Origin of the sequence: Turicibacter sp. TJ11, from assembly GCF_021497505.1 — a bacterium.
Classification (GTDB): Bacteria; Bacillota_I; Bacilli_A; order MOL361; family Turicibacteraceae; genus Turicibacter.
The window spans coordinates 758,099-779,480 of record NZ_CP069349.1 but is presented as its reverse complement, the minus strand read 5'-3'; the positions used below and the strand labels follow the sequence as shown (position 1 = coordinate 779,480).

Below are 21,382 nucleotides of genomic sequence, written 5' to 3'. Positions count from 1 at the left end.
AAATAGATGGCCCTTGAATTAAAAATCTAAAAGATACAAAAAAAGGCAGTCCCATTCGGGACTGCTTTTTTGTATACTTTATTTATGCTGACTAAAGAAAATATACATCAAGATTATACAACTTATTCAGCTGGATATCAACTCTCTTTAACGATGGATATTCAAGTTTATATTCCACCTCATGATCCTGTACGTTTGCTTAATCAATTATTGGAGGGATTAGATGATAAAAAATTATTAAGCACTTACTCTGATAAAGGGAGAAATTCTGTCGTACCACCGGTGATCATGTTTAAGATTTTAATTTACGCGTATATGAATCGCTCTTTTTCTTCACGAGAAATTCAGCGACTTTGTCAACGGGATATTCATTTTATCTGGTTATTAAATGGATATCCAGCGCCTAGCCATCATACGATTAATCGATTTAGAAAACATCATTTAAGCGATGGTGTCATGGAAGATTTATTTGATCAATTCATTGAGCGTCTTCACACCTTAGATGAAATTCATTTTAAAAACCTATTTATTGATGGAACAAAAATTGAAGCCAATGCCAATCGCTATTCGTTTATTTGGTTAAAATCAGTGACTAAAAATGAAGCGAAGCTCCAGGTCAAAATAGAAAAACTCCTTCAACAAGTGAATGACAGCTATCTCACTTCCTATTCATTTGATGTTAAGAATCCATTACCTGTGTTAGAGGCTTGTTTATTGAATTTAAAAGAAAAAGTCATCGAGCAATCTCTTGAATTTGTTTATGGGAAAGGGAAGCGAAAAACAGAGCTTCAACGTCAGATTGAAACACTTGAAGCATTCATAGAGAAACAAATCATTTACTTGGACTATCAAAAAATGATCGGTTCAACCCGCTCAAGTTGTTCAAAAACAGATCCGGATGCCACCTTCATGCGAATGAAAGAAGATCACATGAAAAATGGGCAACTCAAACCTGGGTATAATGTCCAGATTGGAGTTGAGGCCGAGTATATCGTAGGTGTGGGCGTTTTTCAGTCAGCTAACGATGTCCCCACACTCATTCCATTTTTAGATTCCCTGAAAGGTCGGCTTTCCAGAACGTTTAAACAAATCATTGCGGATGCTGGATATGAAAGTGAAGAAAATTATGCTTATTTGAAGGAAAACCATCAAAAAGGTTTCATTAAGCCCCTCAACTATGAAACCTCAAAAACAAGAAAATATAAAGCTCAACTGGGGAAACGAGAAAACATGACGTACGATGAACTCAACGATACCTATACGTGCGCAAATGGCAGAACGTTAAAACCGATCGAAGTTAAAATTCGAGAAAGTCAGACCGGTTATCGAAAAGAAGTCACGATTTATGAATGTGAAACCTGCCAAGATTGTCCTTTGCGTTTAAAATGTACAAAAGCGAAAGAAGGAAACTCAAAACGATTGGAAGTGTCTAAAAAAATGCTTTCGCTAAGAACAGAGTCACTTAAAAATATCCAAAGTGAAGAAGGGATTCTGTTAAGAAAGAATCGTTCGATTCAAGTCGAAGGTGCTTTTGGCGTGTTAAAACAAGATTACGGCTTCAGAAAATTTTTAACCCGTGGAAAAATTCAGGTCACAGTCGAACTATTGCTTCTATGTTTTGGATATAATGTACAAAAATTACATAAAAAAATTCAAAGCCATCGTTGCGGACAACAACTTCATCCAGGGAAAGTGGCTTAAAAAATCAGAATAGACTGTCATTTTGAAGGAAAGAAACGTCCTTCTTTTCGTCGTGCTTAAAATTAAGTCTAACCCATAAAATTAAATTTACAGACTGATTTTTTTACGATGAATAGCCAAAAAAAGGAGCATGTCGCTCCATGACTATAAAATTTTAGTCATTTTGATACAGCCCCTTTTTGTTAGTTTATATAAATTAAACTTCTGGATTGATTAAAGTAAGTTTAGTTTAGTAATACCAAACAAAAGGTTAAAAAAAATTAAATTTTTATATTTTTTGCTAAAAAGGTATTGATAAAGGAGAAAAAGTGTACTATTATAATCGATGTTGTGCTGGCAATCAGCTAACAGGGCGAAAAAAGATGAATTAAAATCCATTTATAGGAAATTAAGGGTTTTATCTTATTTTTTTGTTGTGGATTTTTGTGTGATAAAGCAAAAAATGAAAGAGTTTATTTTATGTTTTTAGCTAAAAAATCTTTTTTTTACCCAAAAAGTTTATAAATACTAAACAAACAGTCTTATATTAGTAACTGGAAGAGGAATGAATCTCTTTGCATAGAAAGGAGGAGAATAAGGTGAGTCATTTAAAATGTATGGATTTAAACGAACCATCTGTCTCAGTCATAGATAGTAATCGATTAGAAAAACATCGTGACCTACCACTTTTAGCGGCGTTAAAAGACTATAGCCTTCAAGATATTGCAGCTTTTGATGTTCCTGGCCATAAACGCGGACAGGGAGTAAAGGTGTTAAATCAATATTTTGGACATGATCTCATGAGAATGGATGTTAATTCCCTTCCATTGCTTGATCATGTTTCAAATGCTAAAGGCGTAATTAAAGAAGCACAGGAATTGTTAGCGGATGCTTATCATGCAGATGCTGCCTTTTTCATGACAAATGGAACGACATCGGCGATTCACTGTATGCTAATGTCAGTATTAGGACCGAACGATAAAGTATTGCTACCGAGAAATATTCATAAATCAGCATTAAATGGTTTGATTTTATGCGGTGCAACACCTATTTATTTGCAAACTGAATTACTTCAACAAGAAGGAATTGCTTGTAATGTGAAACCATCTGTGATTGAAGCGATGCTTGATCAAGATTCAAGTATTAAAGCTGTCTTTTTATTAAATCCAACTTATTATGGTTTTGTCACAGATTTAGAGCAAATTATTAAGGTTTGTCATGAGCGTCACGTTCTTGTTTTAGTGGATGAAGCACATGGAGCTCATTTTCCATTTCACCCTGATTTGCCACCCTCAGGAATGGAGTTAGGGGCAGATGTCTCATGTGTGAGCCTTCATAAAACCGGAGGAGCGTTAACACAAGCATCAGCCTTACTTGTGAATAAAAAACGAGTGGATATTAAAAAAGTTCAACAAGTGATTAATATGTTACAATCCACATCATGCTCTTACTTACTCATGAGTAGTTTAGATGGAGCACGCCAAAACTTAGTGTTAAATGGTTATGAACAATTATCGAAAACAATTTATTTGAGTGAGTATGCTCGATATAAAATTAATCAAATTCCTGGCCTATATACCATTGAACCGATAGGTGTTTATCACCAGTCTTATGATGTGACTAAATTAGGGGTAAATGTTCAAGGATTAGGATTAACGGGATTTGAGGTCTATGACATCATGTGGAAAAAATACAATATCCAATTGGAGATGCCTGATTTTAATAACGTCTTAGCTATCATCAGCTTAGGTGATCAGTTAAAACATATTAATCGTTTAATCCACGCGTTTAAAGAAATTGCAAATCAATCGTATAAAAAATCAAAGATTGAATCGACGCCATTTAAACTCGTGAGTCATCCTCAAGTTGGATTATCACCGCGTGAGGCCTATTTTTGCGAAAAAGAACTAGTGCCACTTGAAGAGGCCGTCGGGAGATTATCGGGAGAATCTATTTTAGCTTATCCTCCGGGTATTCCAATTGTGGCTCCAGGTGAGCGAATTACATCAGAAGTCATTATTTCATTAAAGCACTTAAAACAAAGTCATGCTTTTTTAACAGATAATGTTGATAACGAACTAAAACAGTTATTAGTGATTAAAGAAAACAATCTCTCTTAAGATAAAGGAGTGTTAACTATGCATAAAGTTGAAACATTAGGACGTCATATTTTAGTAGAATACTACAATTGTGATTCAGACGTATTAAAAAATCCTGAATTCATTGAACAATCAATGAATGAAGCGGCATTAGAAGCAAAAGCAACCATTGTGGATTCAGTTTTCCACCACTTTAATCCATGGGGAGTGAGTGGAGCTGTCATTGTAGCTGAATCACACTTAACCATTCATACTTGGCCGGAATATGGATTCGCATCAGCTGACTTTTTCACATGTGGGGATATTGATCCATGGAAAAGCTTTGAACATTTAGAAACGATTTTAAAATCAGAGTTTAGTGAATCGATTGAAATCCCACGTGGTTTAACGTCAAAAATTCAAAAACATAGCAAAGAGGAGTTAGGATTAATTACACATAAACCAGTTGAAGCAAAAGCTGTTTAATCAATAAAAGGAGAGATTATGATGGAATTTTGGTATACAGAAGAGTGGACAGAAAACGTACGTTTTTCAATTAAAGTCGATAAGCAGTTATATTCAAAAAAATCAGACTTTCAACAAGTAGATGTGTTTGAAAGTCAAGAGTTTGGAAAGTTTTTAACGTTAGATGGATTAATGATGGTAAATGAAAAAGACGAATTTATTTATCATGATAGCATTGTTCATACGCCAATGTGTGTGAATCCAGACATTAAAAATGTTTTAATCATTGGTGGTGGTGATGGGGGGACAGCTCGTGAATTATCACGTTATCCTCATATCAAACGCATTGATATGGTTGAAATTGATGAATTAGTCGTTCGTGCTTCATTAGAATTTTTACCTATTACAGCTTCTAAATTAGAAGAAGATGAACGTATTCATTTATATTTTGAAGATGGGGTTGCTTGGGTAGCGAATGCTCACGATGAAAGCTACGATTTAATTATTGTGGATTCAACCGATCCAATTGGACCAGGAGAAGGATTATTCTCAACTGTATTCTATGAAAATTGCTACCGTATCCTTTCAAAAGATGGAATTTTAGTCAACCAAAATGAAAGTCCCTATTTCAATCAAAATGCACATGAAATGAAACGTGCACATGAAAAGATTAACCGCATTTTCCCAATTGCAAAAGTCTATCAAGCCCATATCCCAACGTATCCATCGGGACATTGGTTATTTGGATTTGCTTCAAAAACATTTGATCCGGTTCAAGATGCTAAATTCAATGAATGGCAAGCATTAGGATTAAAGACAAAATACTATAACACAGATCTTCATGTGGGATCGTTTATGTTACCAACGTATGTAAAGGAGATGCTTGAAGATGCAAAATCATCTAACTAATGCGGCTCAGTTTTTAGCAATGGATTCGTCTTATGAAGAAGCAAACGTCATCGTATTCGGTGCGCCATTTGATGGAACAACTTCTTATCGACCAGGAACACGTTTTGCAGCAAGTCAAATGCGTCTTGAATCAGATGGAATCGAAACGTATAGTCCAAGACTGGATTTAGATTTAGAAGAGTTTTTAATCTGTGATGCAGGAGATGTCTCTTTATCAAACGGAAATACGGTTAAAATTTTATCTGAAATAAACGAAGTTGCTTCACAAATTATTCAAGATGATAAAAAACCGTTAATGATTGGTGGCGAGCATTTAGTAACCTTACCAGTTATTGAAGCACTTATTAAAAAGCATCCTGATGTACACCTTTTACATTTTGATGCGCATACCGATTTACGAGATACATATCATCACGAAAAATTATCGCATGCCACAGTCATTCGCCGTTGTTGGGATTTACTAGGCGACCATCGAATTTATCAGTTTGGGATTCGTTCGGGAATGAAACAAGAATTTGATTTTGCATTAAAAGAACAGCATACTTATATGGAGCCATTTACAGTTCATAGTGTGAAAGATATCGTGGCACAATTAGCAGGGAAAAAAGTTTATATTACGATTGATTTAGATATTCTAGATCCATCCATCTTCCCTGGAACGGGAACGCCAGAACCTGGTGGCATTACGTATAAAGAATTGGAAACAGTTTTTGAAGTCATTAAAGAGTCAACGATTGAAGTAGTGGGAGCTGATTTAGTCGAATTAAGTCCTCATTATGACCAAACGAATGTGTCAACCATTGTGGCTTGTAAAGTCTTAAGAGAATTAGCCTTATTAGTGGCAGTAAAATAAATAGAAATAAGATAGGTAGGAGAAGAGATTATGAAACAACGTAAATTATTCACATCAGAATCAGTAACAGAGGGGCATCCAGATAAAGTTTGTGATCAGATTTCAGATGCAATCTTAGATGCGGTGTTAGCACAAGACCCCATGGCGCGCGTTGCTTGTGAAACGGTTGCATCAAAAGATTTAGTGTTAGTGACAGGAGAAATTACAACAGATGCTAAAGTTGACTTTGAAGCAATTGTTCGCCAAACCATTCGTGAAATTGGTTATACGGCCAAAGAAGTGGGCTTAGATGCTGATCAGTGTCGTGTGATGATTGAATTAAATGCTCAATCACCAGATATCGCACAAGGAGTCGATACATCTTTAGAAGCACGTGAAAATGAAGAGGAAGAAGCCATCATTGGAGCTGGAGATCAAGGGTTAATGTTTGGTTATGCTTGTCGTGAAACGGAAGAATTAATGCCCTTACCGATTTCGTTAGCTCATAAGCTGGCGAAGAGGTTAAGTGAAGTTCGTAAAAATCAAACCTTACCTTACTTACGACCTGATGGTAAAACACAGGTGACAGTAGAGTATAATGAAGCGAATGAGCCTATACGTGTCGATACAATTGTGATTTCAACGCAACATGATGAAGCTGTCACACATGCTCAAATTGTTTCAGACTTAAAAGTACATGTTATCGAACCCATTATTGAACAAGCATTAATGGATGAGAAAACACGTATTTTTATTAACCCTACTGGACGATTTGTGATCGGTGGCCCTGACGGAGATGCGGGGTTAACTGGACGCAAAATCATTGTTGATACATATGGCGGATATGCTCGTCATGGAGGTGGAGCATTTTCAGGAAAAGATTCAACAAAAGTGGATCGTTCAGCAGCTTATATGGCCCGTTTCATTGCCAAAAATATTGTGGCGAATGGGTTAGCAGAAAAATGTGAAATCCAATTATCATACGCTATTGGTGTGGCTGAACCAACTTCGATCTTAGTTGAAGATTTTGGAACAGCGAAAGTTTCAAATGAAGAATTAGTCGAAATCATTAAAAAGAATTTTAAGCTTCACCCACAAGGCATTATTGAAATGTTACAATTAAGACAACCCATCTTTAAACAAACAGCGGCTTATGGACATTTTGGACAAGGAAATTTACCTTGGGAACAAGTCATTTCACTAGCCGTCTAACCCCCTAAATCGCCTTTTTAGTGTGAAAGTAATCGAACTAAGACTGATAAATATTTCTGTTTCTGCTTTGAAAAGAGGAACTTTATCAAATCGTATTACTGATTAAATAGTAACCTATTACAATAAAAAACTAAATTAAAATCCTAGTAGCTACACTGCTAGGATTTTAATTTTAGGTTTAGTTAAATTTTGAATCAAATAAAATCCCCCACTTTTGACAATGATTCGGTTTGTACGAGAGAATTCCTTTGCTAATAACAATGTACCAGGACAGAGACTTGACGTCTCGTTTTTTATGTCATGAAAAAAGGTGTTGCGTAATCAGCAACACCAAATATCATAGAATTTTTTTGGTGAAACCGCTTGACTTGGAGTGTGCTCCATCAGCTACAATAAAAGTAATGAATGATTGGAGGGATTTGGATGAAAAAAACATTTTATTTAATGCGTCATGGACAAACGTTATTTAATTTACGTCGAAAAATTCAAGGAGCTTGCGATTCACCATTAACTGAACGAGGAATTGAACAAGCTAAAATGGCTGGGGACTATTTAAAGGATGTATCATTTGATCATTTTTATAGTTCAACCGCTGAACGAGCTTGTGATACATTAGAATTTGCGATTGGGGAAGGGGTTACTTATTTGAGACTTAAAGGATTAAAAGAAATGAATTTTGGAACATTTGAAGGAGAAAGTGAAGATTTAAACCCCAAAACACCTGGGGGTTATGCAACCTTTTTTGTACCTTATGGAGGGGAATCCCAAGAAGAAGTGAAAAAGCGCATGAAAAAGACGTGTACGGAGATCATGGAAAAAGACGATCATCATACAGTTTTGGCAGTGTCTCACGGGGGAGCTTGCTTTCATTTTATGAGAAATTGGGTTAGTGAGGAAAAGGTGCAACAAATTATGAGTGAAGGTGGCTTTCCAAATTGCACGATTTGTAAATATGAGTATGAAGATCAAGTATTCAAACTCATAGAAGTCATTCGTCCCTGTCTATAAAAGAGGTTATCAAAACCTCTTTTTTTATGCCCTCATTAGAATAACCTCATTTTATGTTTCATAGACTAATAAAGAACGAACCTATATGTTTTTAATGATTCATCTTATATTTAAAAGAATTAACTAAGTGTAGAAGTTAAAGAAAATGCCCATAATGAAATTAAAGTTTAAATTTCAATGAATGGATGTCATCAGAGCTTTGCCATGAAAATTGCATCACACCTTGTATACATAACATTTTGAGTTTTTTGTCGAAAAATAAAGTTTTTTAAGGAAAATTATGCTACAGTAAATAAAGGATAAAACAGTGGATCAATTTTGTTAATATTGGGAGGATTTATGAAAATAAAGTTTAATTTAATTGGTTTAATGACTCTTCTTTTAGTGGGATGTGGGATTCAATCGAAACAGTTAAATATGATTCCAAAGCTAAACAATCAATCAGTCGAATCAAACGAGAATGAGGCGATTGATGAAGTCATCACTGAAACGGTCTCTTTAACGTACCCAACGTTAGCAGAGTCCATTGATGCTTATTTAGTTGATCAAGCATTTAACGGCGTGACCTTAGTCGCATCGGAAGGTGAAATTATTTTATTAAAAGGATACGGATTAGCCAATGTGGCGCAAAGTGAAGAAATGTCGGTCAATCATCAATTTCATATTGCATCTGTTTCAAAATCTTTTGTTGCTGTTAGTATTTTGCAATTAGTCGAAGCGGGAAAATTAACACTCGATCAAACCATTGATTTATATTTTCCTGATATGCCACATGCGGATCAAATAACGATTCATCAATTACTAACTCATACATCAGGTCTTTACTGTGGTGATGATTTAACCAACTATAGTAAAGTCACAACGGTAGATGAAATGATTGTGCCTGCTTTTAGAACTTCGAATCTATATTACGAAGAACCAGGAACTTACTCGATTTATTCTAATTTAGGCTATGACGTTTTAGGCGCGATCATTGAAAAAGTAAGTGGTCAACCTTACGAAGCGTATCTTCAAGAACATATTTTAGAACCTACTGGTATGACACATTCAGGATTAAATATCTCTAATGAACCGTTAGAAATGTTAGCAACTGCATATACTGAAAATATCTCTGAAAATTCTGAAGCTATCGTCTTACATCCTTCATTTGGTTATGCATCAGGTGGCATGCATTCGACAGCGATGGATTTATATAAATATGATCGTGCCTTAAAAAATAACACTCTCATTTCAAAAGCAAGTTACGATCTCATGACACAAGCCTATTCAAAGGTTGGGAATAAGCCTTATGGTTACGGATGGTTTGTAAGTAGTGGTGTTGAAAATACCATTTCTCATACTGGAAATTTAATTGGTTGGCATTCGATGTTTTTACGCCACCAAGAAGATAAAGTAACCGTTATTTTATTAACTAATCACGATGAAAGTGATATGTATATGGCCTATAATATTGCCCGTCTTGTCTTATCAGAGGTAGAAATTTCAAGATAAGTACTAAAAATCCTACGAAAACTTGATTCATAGGATTTTTTTATTGCTTGCTCCTTTAGATATAAATAGGAAAAGTTCCTGTGAAAATGACTAAAATCTTTATATAGATGTAGGATCATAACTAGGTGTCTTGCAATAAGATATATTAAAAGTTCTTTGAATAAAACATTCTAATCAAGCAAAAAAAGTTTAGAAAACGGTTATTTTTTTATGAGAGTGGGGAAAAATAGTGGTATAATTTATTCAATTAAAATGGAAGATAGGGAGGTATTAGATTATGAAGAAAACAACAACGATCTTAGTTGGGATATTTGCTGTGATTGCATTAATCGCTGGCTGGTTCATCAGCTCTTATAATGGAATCGTGTCCCTAGAGGAAGCGGTAGACACGCAGTATTCGAATGTTGAAATCCAGTTACAGCGCCGATTTGACTTAATTCCGAATTTAGTGAATGCAACTAAGGGATATATGACCCATGAAACAGAAGTTTTTACTTCAATTGCAGAGGCTCGTTCGAAGTTAGCAGGTGCCACAACGATTGATGATAAAGTTGAAGCTTCATCTGAATTAGAAGGAGCTTTATCACGTTTACTAGTAGTGGTAGAAAACTATCCTGAATTAAAAGCTGATACACAAGTGACGGCTTTAATGGATGAATTAGCAGGAACAGAAAATCGTGTCGCCACAGAGCGTAGTCGCTACAATACTGCTGTACAAAACTTCAACGCTAAAATCCGTAAGTTCCCAACTAATTTAGTAGCAAGCATGATGGGGATTGAAAAACGTGAACAATTTACAGCGCAAGCGGGAGCCGAAGAAGCTCCAAAAGTCGACTTCAACAATTAATGAAAAAAGGTTGCTTCATGTAACCTTTTTTCATTAGATAAAAAGAGAGGTTTTTAATTTTGAGAAAAAAGAAATGGATTAAAAAACTTATTTTATCTGCTACTTTATGTTTGATCAGTGTTTTAGGTGCGATTAGTCTTGATGTTTTTGCAACGGTTAATCCTGATAGCAATTACTATGTCACCGATAAGAGCTCCGTTTTATCAAGTGAAGTCAAGCAGCACATCATACAAATCAATCATCTCTTTGAAAAAACAGAGCAAAAACCCCAAGTAGCTGTTGTCATCATTCCAACGTTGGATGGCGTCCCCATTGAAACCTATGCTGTTGAACAGTTTGAGAAAATGAAGATAGGAAATTCAGACTACGATAATGGCGTTCTCATCTTACTGGCAACAGAGGATCGAGAAATACGAATTGAAGTGGGTTACGGATTAGAAGGAGCTTTACCTGATGGAAAAGTTGGAAGAATTCTTGATCAATCCATGGAACTATTAGCGGACGGTAATTATTCACTCGCGATTCGTGATATTTTTGATCAAGTGATAGTTGCCATTCAAACCGAGTATGGATATGAGGATGTATTTAATGGTAGTGTTTCAGGGATTGATGTGGACGTAGCGGAAGATGACCATACTTCTTTTAATACATTAACGTTAACTGCTGTCATTGGATTTGTCATTTACTTCACCGTTTGTAGATTCATGGGACTAAGTTTTGCGGAGTCTTTACTTCTTTTAATGAACTTTATCGGACAAACATCAAGTGTGTCATCTTCTTCCCTTTCAGGCAATTCAAGAAGTTCAGGAGGAGGGGGACGCTCAGGTGGTGGTGGAGCATCCAGACGTTTTTAAATCACAAAAAAACTTGCACAAACATGCAAGTTTTTTTAGTAGGTTCTATTAAAATGAAATTAGGATGACATCTAAAACTTCATGAGTGATAGATTTTCACAATAAAGCCTATAATAACTAAGGAAATAAAACGTCTTATAAAGCATTAACATGATGATTTAGTTTCATTGAGTTAAAGAGAAGTTCATCGTGATAATGATTTCAATTTAAAATAATTAAATTTTTTATCTGATAAGGAGGTTTATTTATGAACAAATACGAAAAACCAGCGGATGCTATTTTAAAACAAACGTTAACACCGTTACAGTATGAGGTCACTCAACATAATGCCACAGAGCGTCCCTTTGAAAACGAGTATGATCAACATTTTGAAGAAGGAATTTATGTTGATATTGTGAGTGGAGAACCTTTATTTTTATCCTGTGACAAATTCAACTCTGGATGTGGTTGGCCAGCTTTCTCAAAACCGATTCAGCGAAACATGATTAAAGAAAAAGCGGATTGGTCACATCACATGCATCGAATTGAAGTTAGAAGTGCTCATGCCGATTCTCATTTAGGTCATGTCTTTAATGATGGTCCGCTTGATCAAGGAGGATTGCGTTACTGTATTAACTCTGCCGCGCTTCGATTTATTCCTAAAGCTGAAATGAAAGAAGCGGGATATGGTGATTATTTACCTTTATTAGAGGCCAAATCTTAAGTAATCTATAAAGAAAGAGCAGCATCACTTGACGAAAAAAGGATAATCTGATTATGATAGGGAGATCAGATAGGAGGGATTTAGGTGGATGACCGTGAGTATATTCAAAAAGAAATAGAGGTTCTTTATCAATATCTCATCGATGATGGTGAAACATTTAAAAAATCAAAGCAAATTTATCATCGGTTATTTAAAAGTATTGAAGGAAGCGTCACTTGTGAAATAGGGGGGCTAGATCAATTAGATTGGTCTACACAAGAAATTAAAGAAATGATTCAATCCTATGTTGATCAGCATCCGATTTGTTTAATTAAGTAAAGATCTACTCAAAGTAGATCTTTTTTTGGCTCTTTGTCAAATAGTGTTGCTGATTAATTTTTAACCTATTACAATGAGTGACTTGAATTGAAATCCTAGTGGCTATGCTGCTAGGATTTTTACTTTAGGTTTGGTTAGATTTTGAGTCATAAGAATTCTTGATTTAATTACCCTACTAGTGGAGGAGACATGCTCCGCATGGTAGGTGACCCAATGGTAAAAGCTTCGATACCCAAAAGCGATTCGTTTAATGACTTTAATTTTATTGTTAATCCCTTCAATCGGACCATTGGTATACGGAGTTGTCAGTGTGTTTTCGATATAAGATTGATACGTTTTAAAGGTTTGAAAAGCGGTTTGGAATTCAGGAGAAATCAGAGGGTGCTTCACTTGAAGTAAGTGATGGAATCGCTCGAAGTTTTTGGTTTGAAGAGCGAAAAGTAAGTCTTGATAGAGGTCATAGGTTGCTTTTAATTCAGGAGATAAATCAAGTAAAAAGTTTAGGATATCGATCTCACGCATCGGTTGCTTAAAACAGTAAACGGGGCGATAAGTCGTGGTGTTAAGTAAGGTGTGAGATTTTAATAATAAGCGCCAGTAACGTTTAAATTTGCGACTGTGTTTCTTAAACTGTTTCATGAATCGAATTCTTGTTTTATTTAACGCACGAGAAATATGTTGAACGAGATGGAATGGATCGAGGACAATTTTGGCCTGAGGAAAAAGCTCCTTAATTAAGCTGGTATAAGGGGCGTACATATCAATGACAATATGTTTGACACGAGAACGTGCTTCTTGGGTATAGCGTTTAAAATAGGTTTGAAGGGAACTTAAACGTCGATCTTCAATGATATCAATGATTTGTTTGGTATCAGCGTCACAAAAGATGAAGGACATGTGGCCCTGAGCAGATTTAACCGATTTAAATTCATCAAAACAAAGATTTTCTGGAAGGGAATTAAAATTTAATGATTGAGATTCATAGAAGCTGTGAATGATACGATTGACAGTGGAATGAGAGACTTGATGACGGCGAGCAATATCAGACTCCGAGATTTTATTTTGTGCTTCTAATGCGATGGCATGTTTGGTAGAGTAAGAGATGAAGCAATTTTTTTCAACAAGAGATGTTTTTAGAGTGAACGTCGACTGACAATGTCCACAAAAGTAACGCTGTTTCTTTAAATCTAAATAAGTATCATGGAGTGAAACTTTAGGAATCACAATTCGAGGCGTTTTGAATCCATGCTTTTTAAATTTAGAATCAAAAAGAGTTCCACAGTGTTCGCAATGAGTGGGTTGATAAGATAAAATGCCTTTAAAAATAAAGCTAGTCACACCATGAATCTTGACTTCTTCCAAATAATCTTCCTCAAAGGTGATATGTTTATCTTTGATATTTAGGAGTTTTCTAGTAAAATATGAATGGGACATTCGATCGATCCTTTCAATCTTGTTTTAGCAGATAACATTGTAACAGGATGGAGACGAGATGTCTCTTTTTTTTATGTCATGAAAAAAGGCGTTGCTTCATCAGCAACACCAAATATTATAGAACCCTTTTTTTCATAGAATAATATTAGACTGACGATGAATAAGACGGTTGGTTACGCCTCTAGATGGATAATTTCAATCATTAAACTTAAATCTAATTGATAAAGTGGACTACAGTTAGGATGAAAACCTAGAGTAAAAGGATGTTAAGTGTTAAAACACCTTTGATGAATGATAAGATGTAACCAAATAGCTGATCGCTTAATAGTCTATGATAGGTCAATTCATATATTTATTAAAAATCTAAAGGAGGATGATGAGATGAGTACAAAGACAGATCATTTTATTCAAAAAATAGCGCCATTAGCTATTTCTGATATGGCAAAGACAAAGGTGTTAGCTTCACTAACAATCGCACAAGCTATCTTAGAATCAGGATGGGGTGAGAGTGAGTTAGCGGTTCATGCGAATAATCTTTTTGGAATGAAGGCAACGGATGCTTGGCGAGGGGTCACCTATACAAAAGAAACACGAGAATACAAAGACAATGAGCCTTATACGATTAAGACTAAATTCAAGGTTTATGACGGATGGGCTGAAAGTATTCGAGATCATTCTAGCTTACTTCAAAAAGAAAGATACACGAAAGTATTAGAAGCCAAAGATTATAAAGTGGCATGTGAAGAAATCTATCAAGCAGGTTATGCTACCGATCCTAATTATCCAAATAAGTTAATAGGGTTAATTGAGCAATATGACTTACAGCGCTATGATTTTACATCTGTAAAGGAAACTGGACTCACACTTTATTATCGTGTCGTTGTAGGATCATATACAAGCAGAGTCAATGCCAGAGCACAGCAACAAGCTTTAGAGCATGAAGGATTTAAATCGTTCTTAGTGACAGTCCCCAAAGATGGAGTCGATTACTTAAGGGTCATTGTAGGTTCTTATACTAGCCAGGAGAATGCTTTAAGTCAACAAGCTAAACTGAAAGCCAAAGGATTTAATTCATTTTTAGTCGCAGATTACGTTTAACTAATAGTTAAGTACCGTTGTTAATCATTAAGTAAAAAATGCTACTTATTAAAGAGATCGCTTCGAATTATTTTGTCGCCATCTCTTTTTTTGATCATTAGTGAACAAGAAATAAATGAAAGAGCATGAGAGATTATCATTTAAGACTTAATATATAACTTCCTATAATATATATTATGTAAACTTATAAGTTTACATAATTAGGATTATGGGTATTTTAGGATTTATTTGTAGTAAAATCATACATATTTCTTTTTTTGTGATGAACACTATAATTAGTCTAATATTGTAGGAGGTTTTTCATTATGCGTGTTCCTTTATGGCTTGATACCATCTCAGCACCAAAGTTTTCACAACTAACACATGATCGATCAGTTGATGTGTGTATTGTAGGTGCCGGAATGGCTGGTGTCACATTAGCTTATTTACTTAAAGATACTGAGTTAAATGTTGCATTAATTGATTCTGATGAAGTTTTACATGGGACAAGTGCGTATACGACAGCAAAAATTACAGCTCAACATAATCTTGATTATCATAAAATCTTAAATCATTACGGTGAATATCAAGCTAAGTGTTATGCTAATGCTCAATTAGATGCCCTTGATTTCATTGAACAAACAATCAAAAAATTAAATATTGATTGTGATTTTGAGAAAAAGTTTTCAGCTGTTTATACGCAAGATGAAAAGTATGTTCCTATTCTTGAAAAGGAATTTAAAGCTTATCAAAAACTTGGTTTAAACGGACGATTAGTCGATGAACTTGATTTACCTTTTCCAATTGAAAAAGCGTTGATTTTAGAAAATCAGGCTCAATTTCACCCACTTAAATATCTGATTTGCTTATTACAAGAAATAAAAAAATCATCGAATATTGAAGTTTATGAACATACTCCAGCAGTTGAGTTAAAAAAACAACCCACTCATCACATCATTGAGACAAAAACGGGCTTTCACATTGAAGCAAAAAAAGTGGTTCAAACGTCACACTTCCCATTTTATGATGATCTTGCCCTACTCTTTGCTAAAGTTGAACCTTCACGCTCATATTTAACAGCTTGCAAAGGGGCAAAAACAATGCCTGATGGGATGTATATTTCATATGAAGAACCGACCCGTACCATTAGAACCTATCAAGATTACTTAATTGTAGGTGGTGAAGATCATCGCACGGGAACAACAGATGATACGGTTCAGAAATATGAAATCATTGAACAATTTGCACGCGACATGTTTAATATTGATGAGATTAGTTATCAGTGGTCAACACAAGATTATAAAACGATTGATCAAATTCCATTTATCGGGCGTATGCAAGAAAATGACGAGATTTACGTGGCGACTGGATTTAAAAAATGGGGAATGACTAATAGTACGGTGTCTGCCCTACTCCTTCGTGACTTAATACTACAAAAAGAAAATCCATGGCGTTCGTTATTTAGTCCTCAACGTAAAAATATTCGTGCGCAATTTAAAAATTTAGTGCTTTATAACGCCCAAGTCGCGTCTGAACTGTTAAAAGGAAAACTAAAACTTGGTGATGATTTAGAGTCACTCGATCGTGGACAATCAACAGTGATTCATACCGATGAAGGTAAATACGGAATTTATAAAGATGAAAATGATGAGTTATTTGTCGTTGATATTACGTGTCCTCATTTAGGATGCGAATTAAACTTCAATCGTGCCGAAGCGACTTGGGATTGTCCTTGTCATGGTTCACGCTTCTCTTATAAAGGAGAAATCATTACAGGACCTGCTCATCACCCCTTAACCTCAACTAAAAATAAAATTGATCCTAACCTATTTTAAGCACTGAATCTATCTACAAAATGATTCAGGATATGCATTTTCTATTCATTTCCCTGTGTTTTTCGTGTCGGAAGTTTATTTAAAATGTCATATTCATGAACTTTTGTGCCCCTACTTCTTGCAATTCTTCTTGGTTTGGGTAGATTTTATTGAACCAACCTTCAATAGAACGTATAATAGATTTGAGCCAGTTGTGCTCACACTCCTTATCTTTACCTACATTCCTAAAACACCATTGACCGGCAATGGTGTTTTTTTAAAAAATTTTTATTTTAACTGTATAATCAAAATAAAACAATCCATAATAGTAGTGAGCACAACTTAGACATTCACCTAGAGCTCACCTTTCTTCTCTTTCTCATACCTCTTATTTTCTAAAGAGCACTATAAATGGAAAAGACACTGAATCAGTGTTTTTTTTATTGTTTCCTGATAAAGAAGCATTTTTATTTTGTATTTTTTATTAAAAAGGTGTAACCTTAAAGAGTAGCTTAAGGAGGTAACCGTAGATGAAAACATATAGTAGTTTAGATGTAGCAAAAGCTGCCATTAAAGTTTCGATGACCGGTTCTCGAACAGAAGAAGAAGAAGTTGTCCGTGAATTAAAAGAACAAGGCATTCACGCGACGGCTGTTGATATTGGTGGAAATTTAATTCAATCGATTCCCAAAATTATTGAACGTGCAATCATCGCTTCACGTAAAACCAATGTCACGAAGGAATCATTTGTTTTAGATGGAGCTGTTGCAGGGGCAACGCGCGATGCAATTATGCAAGTTTCAATGAAGGCCACTGGTTTAAATGCAGGTGGAAAAATCGCCATCGCTCGATGTGGCGAAAATTTAACGGTTTGCATCTTTTTAAGTATTGGGTTACTTCATTTAGATGACGTTGTCATTGGACTCGCCCATCGATCAGTACCTGCAAATATTTAATCTTTACATATAAGTCAATGAAGTTAAAACGCGGCATACTGCTATGAAAAGTGATAGTGGGAGATAAAAAAATTGATTGCTTAGTAGCATGGTAGCTTAAATAAAAAATCATAGCGTATTCGTTATAAACTCTCTTGAATAGAGAGTTTTTTTGTGGGAATTCTGTTAAAAATTCAAATCACTCCCCTATTTTCAAATTTAGATATCATACATTTATCTTATATTTTCGACAACTCTTTCTTTTTTTGGTAAAAGGTTGCAACAAGCAATTGGAATGAGTAAAATATTATGTGTATCAGTAGACGGTTGTTATCTCGTTAGCTAGATATCACCGATCATCTTTAGGAGGCCATCTATCGCGCAGTGATGAGAAGCAGCCTACGGTTTCGACTTTAAAACGAGTCGAACGGATCAAATAAGTTTAGTTTGTCAATGAAAAATTAAAATAAGAAACGTGGAGGCTTTTTTATGTCAAAAAAAGTAGCAGTAATCTTTACAGGTGGAACCATTTCAATGAAAGTAGATCCACGTCTGAAAGCCGCCATTCCTTCAATGTCAAGTGAAGATATTATGTCGATGGTAACAAATATTGATCAAATTGCTGAGCTTGATATTGTGGAGTTTGGTAAATATCCAGGACCACATATGACACCAGAAAAAATGATGGCGTTAAAACAGTTGGTTGAACAAAAGTTAAATGAAGAAGATATTGCGGGTGTTGTTGTGACACACGGAACAGATAATTTAGAAGAAACAGCTTATTTATTAGATGTTTGTTTAAATAATGAAAAGCCTGTGGTGGTGGTTGGAGCGATGCGTAACGGTTCAGAGCTTGGGTATGATGGACCAAGTAACTTAGCGGCTGCAATCTGTACAGCGATTCATCCAAAATCACGCAATAAAGGTGTTTTAGTCGTTTTAAATAATGAAGTCAATGCGGCAAGAGAAGTGACTAAAACCCATACGATGAGCTTAGATACGTTTAAATCATTAGAATTTGGACCGATTGGAATTGTCGATCAAGACGATGTGATTTATTATCATAAGCAATCAATTCCAACTAAACATGTTTTTACAAATTCAATTGAAACAGATGTTCATTTATTAAAGGCCGTTTCTGGAATGGACTCTACCCTTCTTCACTTCTTAGTTGAAAAAGGAGCAAAAGGAATTGTCATTGAGGCCATGGGGCGTGGAAATGTTCCACCGATGATGATGGATGGAATTAAAGCGGCACTTGACGCACAAATTCCTGTTGTGATTGTTTCACGCTCTCCAATGGGACGTGTTTTAGGTTCTTATGGATATGATGGTGGTGGTGCTCAATTGCAACAATTAGGAGCCATCTTAGCAAGTAATTTAAATGGACAAAAAGCACGTATTCACTTAATGTTAGCTCTAACAGTAGCTAAAACATTCGATGAAGTTAAATCATATTTTATCGATTAAAAAAAGCAAACGCGGATGATTCCGTGTTTGCTTTTTTGTTACGCTAATTCTTCTAGTAAACGGGCTTTTAATTCTTCTAAGACCCCTTCTTTTTCAATCATCCATTGATCATACGTCGTAATCGTTGCGGTCACCTCACGTAAAGAATCAGTCATAATCGATGCAACTTCTGTTATTTTATCTTCATATACACATTCGACATCATCAATGATCACAATCGCATGAGCAACCGTTTCATTGAAGGCCGTTAAAACTTCATCAGCATGTTCATCTAATTGCGAATAAAGTACTTTTTTAAGACGCGTCATGGTCGGTGAGGTTTGATAAGCTGTTTCTAAAAAGCCTAAAAACTTTTCAAAATCGTCGACGCTATCTTGTGGTTCGATCGCAAATAAAATTTTAAAGAATAAATTCCAGTGAAATTCTTTATTCATGACATCTCTAAAATAAGGACCGACGATCTGAGCAAAAGTCGTACTATAAATTGGTTCTCGTGAGAAGATGATTGGAACATTAAATTCCACGTTTTCGTTCGCAATTTCAGAGATGCGTTCTAGTGCCTTAATTAACGATTCACTCATCTCCGTAAACTCAAGCATCTCAGTTGGTGAAAACGTATATTTCATGATCGTTTGACACGCTTTTTTAATATTCACGTTCATTCCAATTTGTTCTTTTAATTGCTTAGCAAAGACATCATTACACATTTTAGCCATGACATCTTCTAATGTTTTTCGTTGATAGTCTTCATCGGTTTGACGCTGTTCAACATTTCGATAGATCGTTAATAGTTGTTTATCAAGTAAGGCTAAATTGTTTTTAATCGAGTGCATCATTTCAATTAATAAATCGTCGACTAAAAGATAGTTATAGTTTTTGTAAATAATTTTATGTTCAATTTCACCCCAAAAAGAGTTAACGAGTGATTTAATTTGTAGTTCAAATGGAAGATCCGTATTCGTATCTGTGACGATTCCATCAATACGAAAGATTTTAAAGCCATTTTTTTGTTTTTGAGGTTGTCGTCCGTCTAAACTTAATTTGACATTGGGATTCATTTCGTTGTAGTAGTATCCCTCTTCGTTTCGAATGTTAAAGTGTTTTTTTAACATTTTATAAATGGCACGTTCATCTTGTTCAAAGCGACACTCAATGCGAACACCAATTAAATCAGAGAGTTGATAAATTAAACGGATGGGATCATTATACTTTTTATAATACCCCTGGCGTAAAATTTTTTCTTTTAAACTATCTCTGCTTTTGACGCGTGTCGTGATGTTTAAATAGTCCATCGTATAAAGTTTCATAATTTCCGTAAACTCCATTTGAAGAAGTTTAGAAATCACTTCTAATTGATCGTGTTTTTCATCAAGTGTTGTTAACGCCTTATCGATATATCTAAATTCCGCTAATGGCAACATGAACTCCCCTTTTTTCATTAATTTATGCTTTTATTATATCGCGAATGAACATCATAGAGTCATGTAAAAATCGTATAAATTAAAAGTCTAGCTTCTGATGAATGCTAGACTACCAAACACGATGAGGTGAAAAACCAAAAGATTTTACTTCATATAAATACGGGCTTTGACTAATATCTTTTGGTGTGACGATCCATCCACCATTACTATCTAAGTCGATGCCAATGCTATTAAATACTTTCCAAACAATATCGGAACAATGCGTCATTTTTAAGTTATACTTTGAAGCGATTAAGTTATAATTTATATCTAAGAAGTTGGATAGCGCTGAATCAATGAGGCTTGAAATGAGGGCTTCATTTTTTTCTTTTAAGCGTAGTACTTTGACGGTTGGATAGTAGTTCCATTTTTCAAGTGGCTCTAATCGAGATTTAGTTCCATACCCGATTGCTTCAAGAACTAGTCCCGCTTCAACATCAACGACAAGGCCAGCATGACCATGTCGATATAACAAGGTATGATTTGATTTTGTAATTAAAATATCTCCGTTTTGAATATCGTTTAATTCATGACACGCCATTTGTTGATGATCATCATCGACACATCGTTCTTCTAACGTAAATAACGTCACCGGATAATCGGCAATATTTATTAAGTCTGATGATTGTTCCATGACGAGGGTGTCAACTTGATTCGCATGAGGCGTATAAGCATTTAATTCAACTAAAAAATTTAAACAAGCGACTAGAATTAAAAGCATTAGAAACGATATAAAATAATAATTCTTTTTTTTCATAAACTCCTCCAAAAGCAGTCTGTTCATATCGTTCCTCT

General features: G+C 35.1%; 19 protein-coding genes. 16 read left to right on the top strand and 3 right to left on the bottom strand.

The window, feature by feature from the left end; all coding sequences use genetic code 11:
- Positions 1–84: 84 nt before the first annotated feature.
- The 12 genes from JRC48_RS03650 to JRC48_RS03595 all read left to right on the top strand — a co-directional run bounded on the left by JRC48_RS03650 (position 85) and on the right by JRC48_RS03595 (position 12,397).
- Positions 85–1,701 carry an IS1182 family transposase gene (locus JRC48_RS03650; RefSeq protein ID WP_235070985.1) on the top strand — a complete coding sequence of 539 codons (1,617 nt, stop codon included), beginning with the start codon at positions 85–87 and terminating at the stop codon, positions 1,699–1,701.
- 578 nt (positions 1,702–2,279) lie between these two features.
- Positions 2,280–3,800 carry an aminotransferase class I/II-fold pyridoxal phosphate-dependent enzyme gene (locus JRC48_RS03645; RefSeq protein WP_235070513.1) on the top strand — a complete coding sequence of 507 codons (1,521 nt, stop codon included), beginning with the start codon at positions 2,280–2,282 and terminating at the stop codon, positions 3,798–3,800.
- An 18-nt stretch (positions 3,801–3,818) separates the two neighbouring features.
- Positions 3,819–4,244 (top strand): adenosylmethionine decarboxylase, encoded by a 426-nt coding sequence (gene speD, locus JRC48_RS03640; protein ID WP_235070512.1) that lies wholly within the window; start codon positions 3,819–3,821, stop codon positions 4,242–4,244.
- Between the two features lie 21 nt (positions 4,245–4,265).
- Positions 4,266–5,132: a polyamine aminopropyltransferase gene (gene speE / locus JRC48_RS03635; RefSeq protein WP_235070511.1), complete on the top strand. Its 867-nt coding sequence runs from the start codon at positions 4,266–4,268 to the stop codon at positions 5,130–5,132.
- The gene (speB, locus tag JRC48_RS03630) at positions 5,113–5,985 is read left to right on the top strand and encodes an agmatinase (protein WP_235070510.1); all 873 of its coding nucleotides are present in this window, start codon (positions 5,113–5,115) and stop codon (positions 5,983–5,985) included. The genes speE and speB overlap by 20 nt, the downstream gene beginning before the upstream one ends.
- A 30-nt stretch (positions 5,986–6,015) precedes the next feature.
- On the top strand, positions 6,016–7,176 hold the full coding sequence (gene metK / locus JRC48_RS03625) for a methionine adenosyltransferase (RefSeq protein WP_235070509.1): 1,161 nt from the start codon (positions 6,016–6,018) through the stop codon (positions 7,174–7,176).
- A gap of 423 nt (positions 7,177–7,599) precedes the next feature.
- On the top strand, positions 7,600–8,184 hold the full coding sequence (locus tag JRC48_RS03620; protein WP_235070508.1) for a histidine phosphatase family protein: 585 nt from the start codon (positions 7,600–7,602) through the stop codon (positions 8,182–8,184).
- A 339-nt stretch (positions 8,185–8,523) separates the two neighbouring features.
- Entirely contained in the window at positions 8,524–9,675 is a 1,152-nt protein-coding gene (locus JRC48_RS03615; RefSeq protein WP_235070507.1) for a serine hydrolase, read from the top strand.
- Positions 9,676–9,952: 277 nt separating this feature from the next.
- Entirely contained in the window at positions 9,953–10,522 is a 570-nt protein-coding gene (locus JRC48_RS03610) for a LemA family protein (protein WP_235070506.1), read from the top strand.
- Between the two features lie 59 nt (positions 10,523–10,581).
- Positions 10,582–11,376, top strand: coding sequence for a YgcG family protein (locus tag JRC48_RS03605; RefSeq protein WP_235070505.1), 795 nt, complete (start codon positions 10,582–10,584; stop codon positions 11,374–11,376).
- A 247-nt stretch (positions 11,377–11,623) separates the two neighbouring features.
- Complete coding sequence (gene msrB, locus JRC48_RS03600; protein WP_235070504.1) at positions 11,624–12,079, top strand: peptide-methionine (R)-S-oxide reductase MsrB; 456 nt, start codon at positions 11,624–11,626, stop codon at positions 12,077–12,079.
- An 84-nt stretch (positions 12,080–12,163) separates the two neighbouring features.
- Positions 12,164–12,397: a hypothetical protein gene (locus tag JRC48_RS03595; RefSeq protein ID WP_235070503.1), complete on the top strand. Its 234-nt coding sequence runs from the start codon at positions 12,164–12,166 to the stop codon at positions 12,395–12,397.
- 102 nt (positions 12,398–12,499) lie between these two features.
- On the opposite strand, the gene JRC48_RS03590 is transcribed toward JRC48_RS03595, so the two are convergent.
- Complete coding sequence (locus JRC48_RS03590; protein WP_235070502.1) at positions 12,500–13,759, bottom strand: ISL3 family transposase; 1,260 nt, start codon at positions 13,757–13,759, stop codon at positions 12,500–12,502.
- Between the two features lie 453 nt (positions 13,760–14,212).
- On the opposite strand from JRC48_RS03590, the gene JRC48_RS03585 reads away from it, so the two are divergent.
- The 4 genes from JRC48_RS03585 (at position 14,213) to JRC48_RS03570 (ending at position 19,127) form a co-directional block, all read left to right on the top strand.
- Positions 14,213–14,929, top strand: coding sequence for a glucosaminidase domain-containing protein (locus JRC48_RS03585; RefSeq protein WP_235070501.1), 717 nt, complete (start codon positions 14,213–14,215; stop codon positions 14,927–14,929).
- Positions 14,930–15,234: 305 nt separating this feature from the next.
- Complete coding sequence (locus JRC48_RS03580) at positions 15,235–16,743, top strand: FAD-dependent oxidoreductase (RefSeq protein WP_235070500.1); 1,509 nt, start codon at positions 15,235–15,237, stop codon at positions 16,741–16,743.
- Between the two features lie 509 nt (positions 16,744–17,252).
- Complete coding sequence (locus JRC48_RS03575) at positions 17,253–17,678, top strand: HutP family protein (protein WP_235070499.1); 426 nt, start codon at positions 17,253–17,255, stop codon at positions 17,676–17,678.
- Between the two features lie 468 nt (positions 17,679–18,146).
- The gene (locus JRC48_RS03570) at positions 18,147–19,127 is read left to right on the top strand and encodes an asparaginase (protein WP_235070498.1); all 981 of its coding nucleotides are present in this window, start codon (positions 18,147–18,149) and stop codon (positions 19,125–19,127) included.
- 38 nt (positions 19,128–19,165) lie between these two features.
- Here the strand turns inward: JRC48_RS03570 and JRC48_RS03565 are convergent, their stop codons facing one another.
- Entirely contained in the window at positions 19,166–20,548 is a 1,383-nt protein-coding gene (locus JRC48_RS03565; protein WP_235070497.1) for a GTP pyrophosphokinase family protein, read from the bottom strand.
- A gap of 109 nt (positions 20,549–20,657) precedes the next feature.
- Positions 20,658–21,344, bottom strand: coding sequence for a YiiX/YebB-like N1pC/P60 family cysteine hydrolase (locus JRC48_RS03560; protein WP_235070496.1), 687 nt, complete (start codon positions 21,342–21,344; stop codon positions 20,658–20,660).
- Between the last annotated feature and the right edge of the window lie 38 nt (positions 21,345–21,382).